14 protein-coding genes are annotated in these 17006 nt (G+C 72.4%); 4 read left to right on the top strand and 10 right to left on the bottom strand.

The window, feature by feature from the left end; all coding sequences use genetic code 11:
• Positions 1 to 132 precede the first annotated feature (132 nt).
• Positions 133 to 384, bottom strand: coding sequence for a hypothetical protein (locus tag CCO04_RS14750; protein WP_215814874.1), 252 nt, complete (start codon positions 382 to 384; stop codon positions 133 to 135).
• Between the two features lie 134 nt (positions 385 to 518).
• Here CCO04_RS14750 and CCO04_RS14745 point away from each other — a divergent pair, with 134 nt between their 5' ends.
• Positions 519 to 2819 carry a zinc-dependent metalloprotease family protein gene (locus CCO04_RS14745; protein WP_215814873.1) on the top strand — a complete coding sequence of 767 codons (2301 nt, stop codon included), beginning with the start codon at positions 519 to 521 and terminating at the stop codon, positions 2817 to 2819.
• A gap of 21 nt (positions 2820 to 2840) precedes the next feature.
• On the opposite strand, the gene CCO04_RS14740 is transcribed toward CCO04_RS14745, so the two are convergent.
• Positions 2841 to 4793: a TIGR03960 family B12-binding radical SAM protein gene (locus CCO04_RS14740; RefSeq protein WP_215814872.1), complete on the bottom strand. Its 1953-nt coding sequence runs from the start codon at positions 4791 to 4793 to the stop codon at positions 2841 to 2843.
• Between the two features lie 71 nt (positions 4794 to 4864).
• On the opposite strand from CCO04_RS14740, the gene CCO04_RS14735 reads away from it, so the two are divergent.
• From CCO04_RS14735 to CCO04_RS14725, 3 genes are read left to right on the top strand one after another with little or no spacing between them, the layout of a single operon-like run.
• Positions 4865 to 5983, top strand: a complete 1119-nt coding sequence (locus CCO04_RS14735; RefSeq protein WP_215814871.1) for a calcium:proton antiporter — start codon at positions 4865 to 4867, stop codon at positions 5981 to 5983.
• On the top strand, positions 5980 to 6870 hold the full coding sequence (locus tag CCO04_RS14730; RefSeq protein WP_215814870.1) for a hypothetical protein: 891 nt from the start codon (positions 5980 to 5982) through the stop codon (positions 6868 to 6870). Before CCO04_RS14735 ends, CCO04_RS14730 begins: the two co-directional genes overlap by 4 nt.
• A 24-nt stretch (positions 6871 to 6894) precedes the next feature.
• Positions 6895 to 7788, top strand: coding sequence for a hypothetical protein (locus tag CCO04_RS14725; RefSeq protein ID WP_215814869.1), 894 nt, complete (start codon positions 6895 to 6897; stop codon positions 7786 to 7788).
• Positions 7789 to 7819: 31 nt separating this feature from the next.
• Here the strand turns inward: CCO04_RS14725 and CCO04_RS14720 are convergent, their stop codons facing one another.
• The 8 genes from CCO04_RS14720 to CCO04_RS14685 all read right to left on the bottom strand — a co-directional run bounded on the left by CCO04_RS14720 (position 7820) and on the right by CCO04_RS14685 (position 16834).
• The gene (locus tag CCO04_RS14720) at positions 7820 to 9463 is read right to left on the bottom strand and encodes a copper resistance protein CopC (RefSeq protein ID WP_215814868.1); all 1644 of its coding nucleotides are present in this window, start codon (positions 9461 to 9463) and stop codon (positions 7820 to 7822) included.
• Positions 9464 to 9472: 9 nt separating this feature from the next.
• Positions 9473 to 10213 (bottom strand): YcnI family protein, encoded by a 741-nt coding sequence (locus CCO04_RS14715; protein WP_215814867.1) that lies wholly within the window; start codon positions 10211 to 10213, stop codon positions 9473 to 9475.
• Positions 10214 to 10287: 74 nt separating this feature from the next.
• Positions 10288 to 10833, bottom strand: coding sequence for a hypothetical protein (locus CCO04_RS14710; RefSeq protein ID WP_215814866.1), 546 nt, complete (start codon positions 10831 to 10833; stop codon positions 10288 to 10290).
• 61 nt (positions 10834 to 10894) lie between these two features.
• Positions 10895 to 12118, bottom strand: coding sequence for a rod shape-determining protein RodA (gene rodA, locus CCO04_RS14705; RefSeq protein WP_257751962.1), 1224 nt, complete (start codon positions 12116 to 12118; stop codon positions 10895 to 10897).
• Positions 12115 to 14244, bottom strand: a complete 2130-nt coding sequence (mrdA, locus tag CCO04_RS14700) for a penicillin-binding protein 2 (RefSeq protein ID WP_215814865.1) — start codon at positions 14242 to 14244, stop codon at positions 12115 to 12117. Before mrdA ends, rodA begins: the two co-directional genes overlap by 4 nt.
• A gap of 3 nt (positions 14245 to 14247) precedes the next feature.
• Positions 14248 to 14847 carry a rod shape-determining protein MreD gene (mreD, locus tag CCO04_RS14695; protein WP_215814864.1) on the bottom strand — a complete coding sequence of 200 codons (600 nt, stop codon included), beginning with the start codon at positions 14845 to 14847 and terminating at the stop codon, positions 14248 to 14250.
• A complete protein-coding gene (gene mreC / locus CCO04_RS14690) occupies positions 14847 to 15803 on the bottom strand; it encodes a rod shape-determining protein MreC (protein WP_215814863.1) in 957 nt (318 codons plus the stop codon). Before mreC ends, mreD begins: the two co-directional genes overlap by 1 nt.
• Positions 15803 to 16834, bottom strand: a complete 1032-nt coding sequence (locus tag CCO04_RS14685) for a rod shape-determining protein (protein WP_308220322.1) — start codon at positions 16832 to 16834, stop codon at positions 15803 to 15805. The genes mreC and CCO04_RS14685 overlap by 1 nt, the downstream gene beginning before the upstream one ends.
• Positions 16835 to 17006: the final 172 nt, after the last annotated feature.

Here is a 17006-nt window from a genome sequence, read left to right as displayed (position 1 = left end):
CGCCGAGAACCAGGGCAAGCGCTGCGAGGCTGATCAGCCTTCGGGGGTGCGTCGTCATGGGCTGAATGTGCACCCGCGCCGTCCCGGTTGTCATGACACGTCGGCGCTATGGCGGTGAGGGTTCACCAAGTGCTACGGGTGCTTGGTCGGGTCCGCTGGCTCCGCCGCCGGCGCCGACGCGGGGACCTCCCGCTCCCCCGTCCGCACCCAGTGCCGCCAGCCCGGCGACAGCAACCGGCCCGCGTTGAGCACGAACAGCAGCGCCGCGAGGACCCGCAGCCAGTCCAGGTCCGAGGTGAGCGCGCCGATGGCGAGCACGGTCAGCAGGACCAGCCGTGGGGCGGCCCGGACGGCGACCATCGCCGGCGCGGCAGCATCAGCCATCAGAGGCCGCTCGGCAGGAGCAGAGGCAAGGAGACCAGTCGCACGCCGTCACCCTACGGGTCGCACGCCTGACCGAGGATGGCGGACTTCCCGAAAGCACTGCGTCGCGGCGGCCGACCCGACAGACTCGCCTGATGCTCCCCGTGCGGCTCGTCGCCGCGGTGTCGTCGTCCTTCCTCCTCCTCGGTTCGCTCGCCACCGGCACCCCGGCCGCGTCTGCCGCGTCTGCCGCATCCGCCGCGTCCCCCGACGCGGGGCCCGGTCTGCACGGTAGGGCCGCGATCAGCCAGCTCGACGACGAGCTTCCCGCGATCGCCCGCCGGTCCGGGCTGAGCGGGCGCGAGCTGCGCCGGATCCTGTCGACCGACGACTCCGCGCACGTGACGTCGGGTGGCCGGCTCGTGTACGCCGACACGTTCCCGGAGGCGCCCGCCGGCGCCCGCGTCCAGGCCGCCGACGCACCGCTGCCTGAGGCGTCGACCTTCACGCTGCACAGCCGGCCGGGCTCGAAGCACACGATCTTCCTGGACTTCGACGGCGCCGAGGTCAGCAACACCTACTGGAACCTCCAGGCCGGCATCCCGAACGGCCACTACGACGGGTTCTCGATCGACGAGGACCTGTCCACCTTCAGCAGCGCGGAGCACGCCTACATCCAGGAGAACTGGCGGATCCTCGCCGAGGTCTTCGCGGCGTTCGACGTCGACGTCACCACCGAGGACCCCGGTCCCGCGGCGTACGACCGCGACGGCGTCGCCGACGACACCTACGGCGACCACGTCCTCTACAGCGACGACCCGGACTCACGGCCGATCTGCGCAGGCTGCGCCGGGATCGCCGTCTTCGGGGCCTTCGCCGACCCGTCCGAGGAGGGCACCAACACCCTGGAGCCGGTCTGGGTGCGCAAGCAGTCGAACGCCTTCCTCGCCGCGACCGTCGCCGCCCACGAGATCGGGCACACCCTGGGCCTGAACCATGATGGAGTCACCACCGCCTCGACCGAGCAGTCCCGGGAGTACTACGGCGGCCAGGGGGCGTGGACTCCCATCATGGGTTCGGGATTCCACGGGATCTTCCAGTTCAGCAACGGCGACTACGCCAACGCGACCAACAAGCAGGACGACTTCGCGACCATGGTCACCACCGGCCTCCCGCTGCTGCCTGACGACGCCGGGAACACCGCCGCCGCCGCGACGAGCCTCGGCGCCCGGACCGACTACACCGTCGACGGTGTCATCACGAGTCGCGACGTCGACTACTACAAAGTCGGCCCGTGCACAGCGGCTCCTTCGGTGGAGGCCCTCGGCAACGGCGACGCCAGCGCTCTCGACCTGCGAGTCGACCTGCGCCGGGCGGACGACACCCTGGTCGCCTACTCCGACCCTCCCTCGGCGGAGGTCATCGTGGGCGGGTTCGCCCACCGGACGGCGACCGGCATGGACGCGACCAGGATCTCGCCCAGTGGCGGGGCGGGGACCTACTACGTCAAGGTTCGCGGCGTCGGGAACGGCAATCCGCTCACGACCGGCTACTCCGACTACGGGAGCGTCGGCACCTACACGCTGTCGGTCGACGGCTGCGCCGCCGCGAACGGCACCACGCCGAACGCCCCTGCCTCGATCGACCTGACCACCAGCAAGGGCTCGGGCACGCTGACCTGGTCGGCCCCGGCGACCGGCCCGGCACCGACGGGCTACCGGATCAGCGGGATCGCCGGTGGACCGGTCGAGGTCCCTGCCGGCATCACCACGAAGGCGATCACCGTGCCGGGCGGGTACGACGTCAACGTGGCCGTCGCCGCGCTGAACGCCGCCGGGGCCGGAGAACCCACCACGCTGCGCCGGCACATCGCGTCCTGGGTGCCCGCCGCGGCACCCGCCCTCACGGTGACCACCAGCGGACTCCGGGCCACGATCACCTGGACGCCCGCTGCGAACCCGGGCAACGCCTACCTGCGCCACTGGCTGCTGACCGTCGATGGCCTGCTCTACCCGCAGATCAGCCCCACACGGACCTACACGACCGCGTTCTCGGCGTACGGCACCCACACCGTCAGGCTGGAGCCCGAGATGGAGGCCGAACTCCCCGGTACGGCGCCTGCTCGCACGATCGAGGTCCTGGTCGCGGTCAAGCCGTCGGCACCGAGGATCGGCACCGCGTCGTCAGGCGCGGCCGGAGGGAAGGCCAACGCGACCGCACGCTGGGCGGCTCCCACGACCAGCGGCGGCGCTGCCATCACGTCCTACAAGGTCACCGCGTCGAAGATCGTGAGAGGCAAGGTGGTCAGGACGAGGGTCTCCGCCGCGCTGTCGGCCCATGCTCGTTCCTACGCGTTCCGGCTCACCAAGGGCTCCTACCGGTTCCGCGTCGTCGCCTACAACGTGAAGGGGGCGTCGCCGGCTTCGGCGTACTCCAGGACCGTCGTCGCGCGATAGGGCTCGGCAGGACCGGGTGGCTCAGACCACGCTCAGCGGCAGGAGCTTCTGCCCGGTCGGGCCGACCTGGATCTCGGTGCCCATCTCGGGGCACACGCCGCAGTCGTAGCAGGGGGTCCAGCGGCAGTCCTCGACCTCGACGTCGGACTCGCCGGAGGCGACCGCGAGGGCGTCCTCCCAGTCGGCCCACAGCCAGTCCTTGTCGAGGCCGGAGTCGAGGTGGTCCCAGGGCAGGACCTCGTCGTAGGAGCGCTCGCGGGTGGTGAACCAGTCGAGGTCGACGCCGGTGCCCTCGAGGGCGACGGACGCCGAGGCGGCCCAGCGCTCGAAGGAGAAGTGCTCGGACCAGCCGTCGAAGCGGCCGCCGTCGCGCCAGACCTGCTCGATGATGCGGCCGACGCGGCGGTCGCCGCGGGAGAGCAGGCCTTCGATGATGCCGGGCTGGCCGTCGTGGTAGCGGAAGCCGATGGCCTTGCCGTAGCGGCGGTCGGCGCGGACCGTGTCGCGCAGGGCCTGGAGGCGGGAGTCGGTGGTCGCGGAGTCGAGCTGGGCCGCCCACTGGAAGGGGGTGTGCGGCTTGGGCACGAAGCCGCCGATCGAGACCGTGCAGCGGATGTCGTTGCGGCCGGAGACCTCGCGGCCGGTCGCGATGACGCGCTTGGCGAGCTCGGCGATCTGGAGGACGTCCTCGTCGGTCTCGGTGGGCAGGCCGCACATGAAGTAGAGCTTCACCTGCCGCCACCCGTGCGAGTACGCCGTCGCGACGGTCCGGATCAGGTCGTCCTCGGTGACCATCTTGTTGATCACCTTGCGCATCCGCTCGCTGCCGCCCTCGGGCGCGAAGGTCAGCCCGGAGCGGCGGCCGTTGCGGGAGAACTCGTTGGCGAGGGTGATGTTGAAGGCGTCGACGCGCGTGGAGGGCAGCGAGAGCGAGACGTTGGAGCCGTCGTAGCGGTCGGCGAGGCCGGCCGCGACGTCGCCGATCTCGGTGTGGTCGGCCGAGCTCAGGGAGAGCAGGCCGACCTCCTCGAAGCCGGTCTTGCGGATGCCGTTCTCGACCATCGCGCCGATGGTCTCGATGGAGCGCTCGCGCACCGGGCGGGTGATCATGCCAGCCTGGCAGAAGCGGCAGCCGCGGGTGCAGCCGCGGAAGATCTCGACCGAGAACCGCTCGTGCACCGTCTCGGCCAGCGGCACGAGGGGGTTGCGCGGGTAGGGCCACTGGTCGAGGTCCATGAGCGTGTGCTTGCGGACGCGGTCGGGCGCCTCCGGGTGGTTCGGTACGACGGCCGCGATCTCGCCGCTGCCGGCGTCGTAGGAGACGTCGTAGAAGCGGGGCACGTAGACCGCGCCCGACACGGCGAGCCGGCGCAGCAGCTCGAGCCGTCCCCCGGGCCGCCCCTCGCCCTTCCACTCCCGGACCAGCTCGGAGATCTTGAGGACGACCTCCTCGCCGTCACCGAGGACGGCGGCGTCGACGAAGTCGGCGATCGGCTCGGGGTTGAAGGCGGCGTGGCCGCCGGCGATGACCACGGGGTGGTCCTCGGTGCGGTCGACGGCGTGCAGCGGGATGCCGGCCAGGTCGAGCGCGGTGAGCAGGTTGGTGTAGCCGAGCTCGGTCGAGAAGCTCACGCCGAACAGGTCGAACGCGCCGACCGGGCGGTGGCTGTCGACGGTGAACTGCGGGATCTGCTGCTCGCGGAGCAGCTTCTCCATGTCCGGCCAGACGGCGTAGGTGCGCTCGGCGAGGATCCACTCGCGCTCGTTGAGCACCTCGTAGAGGATCTGGACACCCTGGTTGGGCAGGCCGACCTCGTAGGCGTCGGGGTACATGAGCACCCAGCGGACCTCGGCGGCGTCCCACTCCTTGGTGACCATGTTGAGCTCGCCGCCGACGTACTGGATCGGCTTGGACACCGAGAGCAGGTGGGGCTCCAGCCGGGGGAAGACAGACGCGACGGACTCGACGGACATGAGGTCGATTCTACGGTCCGCCACCCGTGCGCCCGTCATCGTCGCTGGGGGCCTTTTGTAGGATTCCGGCCATGAGCGCCTCCACCTCAGGAAGACTCGGGTGGACGGTCATCGCCCCACCCGTGGCCGCAGTCGTGCTGGCGATCAGCTGGGGCAGCCATCCTGCGCCCTTCGCGGCGAGCCTGATCGGTGTCGCGCTCATCGCCGCGGTGCTGGCCGCGGTCCACCACGCCGAGGTGGTCGCGCACAAGGTCGGCGAGCCCTTCGGGTCGCTGCTCCTGGCCGTCGCGGTGACGGTCATCGAGGTCGGCCTGATCGTGATGCTCATGGTGTCCGGCAGCGGCGAGACCTCGACGTTGGCCCGGGACACGGTCTTCGCGGCGGTGATGATCACCGTCAACGGCATCGTCGGCCTGGCGCTCGTGGTGGGCGCGGTGCGCCACCACCTGGCGACCTTCAACCCCGAGGGCACCGGCTCCGCGCTGGCGACCGTGATCACGCTCGCGGGCCTGACGCTCGTCGTACCGACCTTCACGACCAGCGAGTCCGGCCCGGTGCTGACCGGCGGCCAGCTGACGTTCGCGGCGCTCGCCTCGCTCGTTCTCTACGGCTCGTTCGTGTTCACCCAGACCGTGCGGCACCGCGACTTCTTCCTGCCCAACACGACGTCCACGCCGGGCGGCTGGACGGCCGACAACGACGCCGACGGCGACGACCACGCCGATCCGCCGACCAACCGCGAGACCTGGATCTCGGTGGGTCTGCTGGTCCTGTCGCTGGTCACCGTGGTCGGCCTGGCCAAGGTCGAGTCCTACTCGATCGAGGACGCCGTCGACTGGCTCGGCTTCCCCCACGCCGTGGTCGGCGTGGTGATCGCGATGCTCGTCCTGGCGCCCGAGACCATCGCCGCGGTCCGCGCGGCCTCGCGCCAGCGGGTCCAGATCAGCCTCAACCTGGCCTACGGCTCGGCGATGGCATCGATCGGTCTCACGATCCCGGCGATCGCGATCGCCTCGATCTGGCTCGAAGGCGACCTCGCGCTCGGCCTCGAGCCGCTCCAGCTCGTGCTGCTCGCGCTGTCCTCCCTGGTCGGCATCCTCACCGTCGTCCCGGGCCGCGCCAAGCCGCTCAACGGCGTCGTGCACCTGCTCCTGCTGGCCGCGTTCCTGCTGCTCACGGTGTCGCCGTGACCGCTCGCCGCTCGCTCGTCGCGGCCGGCACCGCCGCGCTCCTGGCGCTGGCGCTGGCCGGCTGCGGCTCCGGCGACGAGCCGGGCGCCGGCGGCGGGAGCGACGGCGACCGGATCGTGCTCACCCCCGCCAAGGACGGCGGCAAGGGCGTCACCCCCGTCGGCAACCCCGTCGGCGACGGCACCACCGCCGAAGTGCGCGGCTACCGGATGACCGACGTCCGGCTCCCCGCGGCCGGCGACGGCCCCGGCGAGGTCTCCTTCCGGATCCTCGACAAGGGCGGCCGGCCCCTCACGACCTACACCGAGGAGCAGACCAAGCTCCTGCACCTGTACGTCGTGCGCGACGACCTCGCCGAGTTCCGCCACCTGCACCCGGTGCTCGGCGACGACGGCACCTGGCGCGGCCAGGTCGACCTCGGCGCCCCGGGTCGCTGGCGCGTGGTCGCGGAGTTCATCCCCCAGGGCTCCTCGGTCCCCCTCGTCCTCGGCACGACGCTCACCGTGCCCGGCGCGTGGGAGCCCGTCGGCGTCCCCCGCGGCCCCAGCGCCGAGACCGGCGACGACGGCGTGGTCAAGGTGCGCCTGCTCGGCCCCGGCGAGGTCAGCACCAACGGGCGGCTCCGCCTGTCGGTGACCACCGAGAACGACGACCCGGTCACCCTCGGCAGCTATCTCGGCGCGACCGCGCACCTGACCGGCTTCGCGATCGGCACCCGTGGCTTCGTGCACGTCCACCCCTACGGCGCGCCGGAGACCCAGAAGGACGGCACCGTGCTGACCTTCCACACGGTGTTCACCGAGCCGGGCGACTACCGGATGTTCGTGCAGGTGCGCGTCGACGGACTGCTGCACCAGCTCGCGGTCACGGTTCCCGTGAGCGGTTAGGACCGTGCTTTAGGCTCCCTGAGCATGACCGGCCTCCGCACCAAGCTCGTTCGCACGTCCATCGCGGCCACGCTCTCCTCGGCGCTGCTGCTCTCCGGCTGCGGCGGGGGTGACGACGGCAAGGACGCCGGGAAGAAGGACTCCCAGGAGACCAGCAGCACGACCTCGTCGCCGTCCGGCGGCGCGTCGGCGTCCGACGGCGCCGGCACCGACGGCGGGAGCAGCGCCGGGACCGGGAACGGGACCGGCTCGCTCGACAAGGCGACCTTCTTCAAGACGATCGCCGACGCCCAGAAGCAGGCGGGCTCCTACAAGGCGACGGGCACCACGAGCGTGCAGGGCACCTCGGTGACCACCATCAGCGAGGCCCGCTACGACGGCGACAAGCTGCTCGCCCACGCCAAGACGAGCCCGAAGTCCGGCCAGCAGTACGAGTCGGTGCTCGCCGGCGGCGTCATCTACCTCCAGGGCGCCGGGCTGCCCGTACCCGCCGGCAAGTGGCTGAAGTTCGACCCCAAGGACAAGTCCAACGCGTCCAGCCCGCTGGCCCCGATCCTCGCGCTGGCCGACCCGCAGAAGCAGCTCGCGGTCTTCGGCTCCCCCAAGGCGCTGACCCTCGTGGGCGAGGAGAACGTCGAGGGCGTCGACACCAGCCACTACCGGGTGACCGTCGACTCCGCCGCGTTCGCCAAGAACGCCGGCCTGCCCGCCGACGCCGGCAAGCTGCTGCCGCCCGAGCTCACCATCGACCTGTGGCTCGACGGCGACGACCGGCCGATCAAGATGCGCCAGGAGTTCGAGATCCAGGGCGCCAAGTCGACCACCGAGCAGGTCTACACCGACTACGGCGCCGACGTGAAGATCGACGTCCCCGCCGACAAGGACACGGTCACCCCGAGCCAGGCCGGCATCGCCTGACCCGACCCGGACCGCCCCGGTCTCACCCGGGCTACTTGACGTCGAGGTCGACGGTCGTCACCGGGCTGGTGAACTCGTCGACCCGGATGCTCACCTGGAGCTGCCAGGCACCGGCCGTCGGGAACACCACGTCGGCGGTGTAGGTACCGGCTCCGGTGGGCGTCAGCGGCACCTCGCCGAGGTCGACCTCGGACGAGCGCAGCACGGCGGCCGGGGCGTCGTACAGGTCGAGGGGGTCACCGGCCAGGTTCTGCACCTGGACCAGGAGCCGGCGCTGCAGCCCCGGGCCGGGGTCGAGCACCGCGAGCACCTTGAGGTCCTCGCCCGCGACCCCGGTCACCACGCCGGTGTCGGCGGTCCGAGCGGCGGCCGGCGGCTCGCCGGCGGGCGGCTTCTGGGTGAGGAAGCCGGTCACGCCGAGCACCGCGACGAGCACGGCGGCCTCGGCGACCACGGCGCGGCGCACGAGGGCCGCCCCCTGCCGGCGTACGTCGTGGCCGCTGTCGCCGGTGACCCGCGGCAGCAGCCGGTACCGGTTGACCGCGGCGATCGCCGCGACGACGAGCACCAGGGCGACCTTGACCAGCAGCAGCCGCCCGTAGGTCTCGCCGAACAGGCGCGACCAGGAGCCGACGATCCGCCAGCCCAGCAGCACGCCCGACAACGCGAGCGCGGCCAGCAGGACCGCGGCGAGGGTGGAGAAGCGGCTGAGCAGCAGCGCCGCGTCCTTCGGGCGCCCCGCGACCGAGCGCAGGGTCAGCGCCAGGCCGGTCAGGCCGCCGAGCCACACCGCACCGGCCGAGAGGTGCAGGGCGTCGGTGACGACCAGCAGCGCGCTCGGCTCGTAGGCCCGGGTGTGGCCGACCAGCGCCGGTGACCAGACCGCGAGCGCGGTGACCAGGTCGACGACGAGCGAGGAGCGCTGCTGACCGGAGGCCCAGGCCGCGACGGCCAGGCCGAACGCCTGGAGCGCCAGCACCTGCAGGTCCTGCTGCACCAGCCCCGGATCGAGGGCCGCCGGGTCGACGACCCCGCCCAGGCCGGAGCCGAGCTGGTAGGCCCCCGCGAGCGGTACGGCGGCCGCGGCCGCGAGGACCGCCACCAGGGCGCTCCCCCGCAGCACGCGGACCAGGCGCCGTCGTACGTCCTCGGCGAGGCGGACGCCCCGCACCGTCCAGGACAGGAAGATCGCGAGACCGCCGGCGAGCAGCAGCGCGACGTAGTCGATCCCGTGCACGATCGCCTGGACGGTCGGCAGCGCGCCCGGATCGGTGCTCACCGACCCGGGCGGCACCACCTTGGGGCTCGGCGCGCCGACGTGGAAGGTCAGCGAGCCGGCGATGGGGTGACCGTCGGCCGACACCACGCGCCAGGTGATGACGTAGGTGCCCTGGGCGAGGTCGCCGGGCAGCTCGCCCCGCACCTCGACGCCGGAGGCCTGGGGGTCGAGGTCGACCCGCTTGCCCGCGGCGTCGAAGGCGAGCAGGCCGTCCGGGACCAGCTGCACGGGCTCGTCGAAGGTGAACGTCACCTCGGACGGCGCCTCGGGCAGCACCGCCCCCTCAGCGGGGTCGGTGGAGACGAGCGTGGCGTGTGCCGACGCCGAGGTCGCCGTACCGAGCACCGTCAGGACGGCGACCAGGACAGCGATGAGCAACGCCGGCACACGACGCATCGTCGTACCTCAGGCCTTGCGGGTGCGCGCGAGCGCGACGCCGCCGAGCGCGAGCCCACCGAGGCCGGCGACGAGGCCGCCGATGGCGAGGCCGTTGCCGCCGTCGTCGTCGCCCTTGTCGGACTTGTCGGCCTTGGCGTCGCCCTCGTCGGACTTGTCGGACTTGTCGCCCTCGGCCTCGGCGCCACCGTGGTGGTCACCCTCCGCGCTGGCCGCGGTGATGGTCACCGACGGTGCGGGGTGGGCGAGCTCCTCGGGGTCCTGGCCCTCGGCGGCGGTCTCGTTCCAGTTGGTCGAGCCCTTCTCGCAGGTCTGGACGACGGGGAAGGTGAGCGTCTCGCCCTCCTTCTCCGGCAGCTGGAGCGAGAGCGCCAGCGTGTCGCGGTAGCCGTCGGCCAGCGGCGTCTTGGCGGTGTAGACGACCTGGCTGACGCGCTCGGTGACCTCGTTGCCGTGGGCGTCCTTGATCGGCGGGTCGAGCTTGGCCTGGACCTTCTCCACGGTCCAGTTCGGGTTGACCGTGGGGGTGACCTGGGGGACGTCCTCGGGCATCGCGATGGCGACCTTGGTGGTCGGCGAGCCCTCGCAGCCGTGGGGGACGCTGAACGTCAGCACGGCGTACCCACCGGCGGCGGTGGTGTCCGGGGTGACGCTGACGTGGGCGCTCGCCGTACCGGCGGTGAGGGCGACGAGGCCCAGCGCGGCGGTCGCGGCGCCGACGGCGGGCAGGGTGAAGCGGCGGATCTGCATGTGATGTCTCTCTTCGTTGACTCAGGTGTTCGGAGGGTGGGCAGCGCGCGCCGCCCGCCTCCGGGGCCCCGGAGTCAGACGAGCGCGACGGTGGCCGCCACCGGCGGCCCGCGGGTGGGCGCGAGCGCCCGGTGCCCTCGCCGCGCGCGCACCACCACGACCCGGACCACCCGCTGCGGCCGCAGCCGCGGCACGGGGAGCCGGCCGGGATCGGTCCACCCGAGGAGCACCTCGACCGCGCGGCGCCGCAGCGACCACATCGCCCCCGTGACGAGGGCGGCGACCAGGTGCGCCGCCAGCATCGCCGGGGTGAGCCCGAGGAACGCCGCCATCGCGTGCTCGTGCCCGTGCATCCCGGGCGAGAGCGCCACCAGCCACGCGTGGCCGAGCAGCTGGACCGCGACCAGCACCGGCAGCATCACCCGGATGCTCGCCCGCTGGTGCAGCACGAGGCTCCCGGCGCCGTAGACGAGGAGGGCGACGAGGCCCAGCCACCACAGCGCCGGCACCTCGCCCCCGGCCGCGACGTGGGCCAGGACGAGCGCGGTCACGCTCTCGAGACTGCCGAGCAGCGCCGGTACGGCCACGCGACGGCGCGGCGTACGGCGGACGGTCAGCACGGGCCCATCTTGCCGGAGATCCGGTGAAGGTCCGAAGTCGCGGTCCGCTCGCGGACGCGCCTCACGACCGGACGAGCACCCGCTGCTGCGGCGCGAGCCGCGAGGCCGGCGCGGACAGCGTGCGCAGGTGGATGTTCTGGAGCAGCCCGATCGCGAGCATCCCCGCGAACATCGACGAGCCACCGTAGGAGACGAACGGCAGAGGGACGCCGGTGACGGGCATGATCCCGAGGCACATGCCGATGTTCTGGAAGGCCTGGAAGCCGAACCAGCAGGCGATGCCGGCGGCGGCGATGCGGCCGAAGACGTCGTCGGTACGGGCGGCGATGCGCAGGGCGCGCCAGAGGATGACGCCGAGCAGGAGCACGATCAGGGCGGCGCCCACGAGGCCGAGCTCCTCGCCGGCGACGGTGAACACGAAGTCGGTGTGCTGCTCGGGCACGAATCCCGACTGGGTCTGCGAGCCCTGGAAGAGGCCCTGGCCGAAGAGGCCGCCGTTGCCGACGGCGATGCGGGCCTGCTCGACGTTGTAGCCGGCGCCCTTGGGGTCGAGGGCGGGGTTGGTGAACGCCAGGAAGCGGTCGACCTGGTACTCCTTCAGCATCCCGCTGAGGACGGCGAAGGCGGCGGCGCCGATGCCGCCGACGGTGAGGACGCCGAGCCAGCGGCGGTCGGCGCCGGAGGCGGCGATGACGCCGAAGACGGTGGCCGTGAGGACGAGCATGGTGCCGAGGTCGGGCTGGGCCAGGATGAGGACGGCGGGCAGGCCGGCGACGAGCAGCATGAGCAGGACGTCGACATTGCCGACCCGGTCGCGCCAGCGCCGGTCGCTGCGCTCGGCGACGACGAGGGCCATGCCGACGATGACGGCGAGCTTGGCGAGCTCGGAGGGCTGGAAGGACATCCCGCCGAGCATCAGCCAGGAGCGCGAGCCGTTGACGGTCGTGCCCATCACCAGGACGAGGAGCAGGCCGACGACGGCGACGAGGTAGCCGATGGGCGCGAGGATCCGCACCCAGCGGTGGTCGGTGACGACGACGAGCGCCATCAGGCCCAGGCCGATGACCACGTTGACCACCTGCTTGAGCAGGAAGGCGCGGGTGTCGCCGCCGGTGAGGTCGTCGCGCTCGAGGGTGGCCGACCAGACCAGCACGCAGCCGAGCACCGAGAGCAGCAGGACGGCGGCGAGGAGGACCCGGTCGATCTCGGCCCAGCGCAGGAAGGAGACGCGGCGTGAGGCCGTCGTGCGCTGCGGCCGGGTGCCGGCCTGGATCCGGTTGCTCACTGGTCGTCCCCCTTGCTCCGCCCGGGCGGCAGGATCGAGCCGTCGTCGCCGAAGACCGGCAGGTTGCGCGGCGGCGTGGTGCCCGGGATGGCGGCCTTGTCGGGCTTCACCTGGTCGCCGTCGACGCCGTAGAGCGCCTCCCAGATGGCGCGGATGCCGTCACCGGTCGAGCCCGAGCCGGTACCGCCCTGGCTCATCATCATCACCACGACGTAGTCCTTGGTGTACGACGCCACCCAGCCCGTGGACTGCTTGCCGTAGACCTCGGCCGAGCCCGTCTTGGCGCGGATCTGCACCTTGTCGAGCGGGAAGCCGCCGAGCTTCCACTGCATCGTGCCCACGGTGGCGACGCCCTTGAGCGCGTCGTCGAGGTAGCGCAGCACCGAGGCGGGGATCTTGACCTGGCGGTCCTTCTTGGGCTTGATCTCGCGGATGACACGGCCGTCGGGCGAGACGATCGCCTTGCCGACCCGGGGCTCCCAGAGCGTGCCGCCGTTGGAGATCGCGCCGTACGCGCGGGCCAGCTGGAGCGGGGTGACGATGGTGTCGCCCTGGCCGATGGCGAAGTTGGCCGCGTCGGGCAGGCGGTACTTCCAGCCCTCGACGCAGAACTCGCGGGAGAACTTGTAGACGAAGTCGGAGGTCTTGGCGTCCTGCGGCTTCTTCGCGATGCCGCAGTAGTAGCCCTTCATCGACTCGTAGTAGTCGCGCTTCCACTTGCGGTCCGCGACCCGGCCCGAGGCCTCGCCCGGCAGGTCGACGCCGGTGCGCGAGCCGAAGCCGAACTTCTCGGCCTGCTCGACCAGCGGGTCCTTGGCGTTGACGTCGTCGGGGTCGGAGCCCAGGCTCTGCCAGTAGTGCATGCCGACCTGGTAGAAGAAGGTGTTGCAGGAGACCTCGAGCGCCTTGGCGAACGAGATCGGGCCGTAGCCGGCCGACTCGTGGTTGCGGAAGGCGCGGTTGCCGATCTGCACGGCCGAGGAGCAGTTGAGGATCGTGGACGGCGAGTAGCCGTGGGTCATCGCGCCGACGGTCATGAACGGCTTCCACGTGGAGCCGGGCGCGAACTGGCCCTGGAACGCCCGGGCGAGCAGCGGGGTGCCGGCCGCCTCGGAGTAGAGCCGCTTCAGCTGCTTGTCGGTGATGCCGCCGACCCACACCGAGGGGTCGTACGTCGGCTGGCTGGCCATCGCGATGATCCGGCCGGTCTTGGCCTCGAGCACCACGGCGGCGCCGGAGTCGGCCTCGAAGTTGCGCTTCGTGACCGGGTCGCGGGTGGCGCGCTGGGTGGCGATCATCGTGGCGAGCTGCTTCTCCACGACGCTCTGGACCTTGGCGTCGATCGAGGTGACCAGGGTGTCGCCGGGCTGCGCCTCCAGGTCCGAGACGTCCTGGCGGACCCGGCCCTTGGAGTCGACGGCGACCTGCTGGTAGCCGGGCTGGCCGCGCAGCCACTCGTCGTACTCCTTCTCGACGCCGGCGCGGCCGACGACCGAGGCGCCGTTGACCGAGCTGTCGCCGGCCTCCTCGGCGGACTCGAGCTCGTCCTTGGTGATCGGGCTGAGGTAGCCGAGCAGGTGGGCCGCGTTGACGCCGTAGGGGGCGGGGTACTGGCGCACGCTCTGCCGGTCGACGACGACGCCCGGGAAGTCCTCGGGCTGCTCGAGGATCCGCAGCGCCGCGGCCTCGGGGACGTCGAGCGCCACCGGGACGGGCTGGTACGGCGAGCCGTTCCAGCAGGTCCCCGCGACCGCGTCCGCGTCGCCGCAGAGCAGCAGCTTGGCCTCGATCTTGGGCACCTTGAGCTTGATGGCGCGCGCCGTGCGGTGGAGCAGCTCGGTGCGGTCGGCGGGCGACATCCGGCCCAGCAGCGTCCGGTCGAGGGAGACCACCCAGATCAGCCGGTTGCTGACCAGCGGGCGGCCCATCGCGTCGACGACGAGCCCGCGCTGGGGCTGCACGACGATGTCGCGGACCGACTGGGAGGCGGCCTGGCCCTGGTACTGCTCCCCCGAGATCACCTGGAGGTAGTAGAGCCGCGCGCCGAGGGTGGCGAGCAGCGAGAAGACGAGGGTCTGGATGACGACCAGCCGGAGCCGGCTGCGGTGCGAGGCGGTGGCGGACATGTCCTAGACCCGCACCCGCATCCGCTGCTCGGCCCGGTCGGCGGTGAGCCGGCGGAACAGCCAGAACGAGGCGGGGATCGCGAGCAGCGCGACCACGACGTCGAGCACCAGCGCGACGACCGCGACGGTGAGCAGGTCGCCCACCGCGGCACCGGAGTCGCCCAGGAGCAGCCCGGTCAGCGCGAAGACCGACGTGCCGATGAACGAGCCGCCCGCGGCGGCGGCGAGCACCACCGGCAGCGGCGGACGCCGTACGCCCTCGCGGGCGAAGCGGCTGCCCGCACCGGCGTCGCCGGCGTTGTCGTGGACCAGGCGGCCCACGACGTACCCCACCGCCATCAGGGCCAGCGCCCAGCGTCCGGCGATATGGTCGGCCGGCGGGGCCAGGTCGAGCAGCAGACCAGCGCCGAAGCCGGTGAGCGTGGCGAAACGGGTGTCGGTGGCCAGCGCCGTGGCGACCACGACGAGCAGCACCAGGTCGGGGACGATGCCGAGCCCGCCGACGTTCCAGGCGAACGGCGGCAGCACGGTCACCTGGAGCAGCAGCGCGGCGACGACCGCGAGCAGGACCGCGGCCAGCCGGGCGGTGGATCCGGTCCTCATCACTCGCCCCTCAGGCTGCCGTCGGCCTCGATCACGCGGCCGGCGGTGCCGGACGGCACCACCACGCCGACGAGGTCGAGGGCGGTGAAGTCGACCGCGGGCGTGATCTCCGCGCGGTAGGAGGTCTCGCGCAGCGACTCGTAGACCTTGCCGACGGTGCCGATCGGGACACCGGCGACATAGGGCGCGCCGCCCTCGCTCCCCCACGTGAAGACGGCCTGGCCGCTCTTGGGGACGACCTTGCGGTCGGTCAGCTCGAGCTCGAGCCGGTCGTCGACGCCGAGCGTGCCGTGGCCGCGGACGAAGCCGAGCTCCATGTTGTCGCCGATCCGGCCGCCGACCGAGGAGGAGTCGTCGATGACGAGCAGGACGGTCGCGGTGTGCGCGGTCACCGAGGTGATCCGGCCGACCAGGCCGGCGCCCGCGACGACGGTCATGTCGGGGTGCAGGCCGGCGTCGGAGCCGGCGTCGAGGACCACCGAGCTGCGCGCGGACTGGGCCGAGGACATCGAGATCACCCGGGCCGGGACGAGCGCGTAGCCGATGTCGCCGGCCACGGCCTGGAGGTCCTTGAGCGCCTTGACCTGGTGGGCGTTGTAGCCGGCCTTGTCGAGCTGGTTGCGCAGGTCCTGGTTCTCGGCGACCAGCGCTGCGTTCTCGTCGCGCAGCGTGGCGTTGGAGCGGAAGCTGTCGGGGATCGAGGTGATCGGGCGGACCGCGGAGGCCACGCCGGCCTGGGCCGGGCCGAGCACCTCGCCGGCCACGCGGCGCACCGGGTCGAGCGGCGAGCCGTCACCACCGGCCTTGTCCACCGCCATCAGGGCGGCGCAGGCGAGGACGAGGGCGACCACGAGCGAGCGCGAGGGGCGGCCGGAGTCGCGCTCGGTGTCGCGCGGGGCGTTGCGGGACGCGCCGGTCCGCCGTACGGGGGCGGGGGGTCGGGTGTCGAGGGTCATCAGAACCGCCGGGGGTTGGTGACCAGCACCTGCTGCAGCGCCTCGAACTCCTCGACGCAGCGGCCGGCGCCCATGGCCACCGAGACCAGCGGGTCGTCGGCGACGTGGACGGGCATGCCGGTCTCGTGGCGGATCCGCTCGTCGAGGCCGCGCAGGAGCGCGCCGCCGCCGGTGAGCACGATGCCGCGGTCCATGATGTCGCCGGACAGCTCGGGCGGGGTCTGGTCGAGGGTCACCCGGACCGCGTCGACGATGGCGTGCAGCGGCTCCTCGAGCGCATGGCGTACGTCGGCGCTGGTGACCTCGACCGTGCGCGGCAGGCCGGTCACCATGTCCCGGCCGCGGACCTCGCCCTCGGGCTCGCCGGGGCGCGGGAAGGCCGAGCCGAGGGTCATCTTGACGTCCTCGGCGGTGCGCTCGCCGAGCATGACGCCGTGCTCCTTCTTCATCCAGGCGATGATCGCGGCGTCGAGGTCGTCGCCCGCGGTGCGGATGGAGAGCGAGGTGACGATGCCGCCGAGCGAGATGACGGCGACCTCGGTGGTGCCGCCGCCGACGTCGACGATCATGTTGCCGGTGGCCTCGTGCACCGGCAGGCCGGCGCCGATCGCCGCGGCCATGGGCTCCTCGACGACGTACACGCGGCGGGCACCGGCCTGGTAGCCGGCCTCCTTGACCGCGCGCTGCTCGACCGGCGTGATCGAGCTGGGGACGCAGATGACCATGCGGGGCTTGGCGAAGTAGCGGCGCCGGTGCACGCGCGCGATGAAGTGGCGCAGCATCTGCTCGGTCGCCTCGAAGTCGGCGATCACGCCGTCGCGCAGGGGGCGCAGGGCAGTGATGTTGTCGGGGGTCCGGCCCAGCATCTGCTTGGCCTGGTGCCCCACGGCGATCACCTCGCCGGTGCTGTCGTTGAGCGCGACGACGCTCGGCTCGTCGAGCAGGACGCCCCGGCGGCGGACGTAGACGAGCGTGTTGGCGGTGCCGAGGTCGACGGCCATGTCCCGGCCGATGATGGAGTTCGCCCTCACGCTTCCTCGCAAGACGTCGCCGGACCAGCCGTCTCGGCAGGTCCGCTCGCGCGCGTCTGGGGAAGCCGGCTCACCCCGGGGAGTTCGCCGGGGAGACCTCCGGGCGCACGCTCCGACGGCCTCCGTCAGCGAGCGTAAGCAAGGAACCCCGTCGTGCGGGGTAGCCACGCCG

Source organism: Pimelobacter sp. 30-1, assembly GCF_018831735.1.
Lineage (GTDB): Bacteria > Actinomycetota > Actinomycetes > Propionibacteriales > Nocardioidaceae > Nocardioides.
This window is presented reverse-complemented; position numbering and strand designations above follow the sequence as displayed.

Coding starts and splice junctions, on each gene's coding strand:
- CCO04_RS14750 (WP_215814874.1), bottom strand. CDS start 384: ATGGCTGATGCTGCCGCGCCGGCGATGGTCGCCGTCCGGGCCGCCCCA.
- CCO04_RS14745 (WP_215814873.1), top strand. CDS start 519: ATGCTCCCCGTGCGGCTCGTCGCCGCGGTGTCGTCGTCCTTCCTCCTC.
- CCO04_RS14740 (WP_215814872.1), bottom strand. CDS start 4,793: ATGTCCGTCGAGTCCGTCGCGTCTGTCTTCCCCCGGCTGGAGCCCCAC.
- CCO04_RS14735 (WP_215814871.1), top strand. CDS start 4,865: ATGAGCGCCTCCACCTCAGGAAGACTCGGGTGGACGGTCATCGCCCCA.
- CCO04_RS14725 (WP_215814869.1), top strand. CDS start 6,895: ATGACCGGCCTCCGCACCAAGCTCGTTCGCACGTCCATCGCGGCCACG.
- CCO04_RS14720 (WP_215814868.1), bottom strand. CDS start 9,463: ATGCGTCGTGTGCCGGCGTTGCTCATCGCTGTCCTGGTCGCCGTCCTG.
- CCO04_RS14715 (WP_215814867.1), bottom strand. CDS start 10,213: ATGCAGATCCGCCGCTTCACCCTGCCCGCCGTCGGCGCCGCGACCGCC.
- mrdA (WP_215814865.1), bottom strand. CDS start 14,244: ATGTCCGCCACCGCCTCGCACCGCAGCCGGCTCCGGCTGGTCGTCATC.
- mreD (WP_215814864.1), bottom strand. CDS start 14,847: ATGAGGACCGGATCCACCGCCCGGCTGGCCGCGGTCCTGCTCGCGGTC.
- mreC (WP_215814863.1), bottom strand. CDS start 15,803: ATGACCCTCGACACCCGACCCCCCGCCCCCGTACGGCGGACCGGCGCG.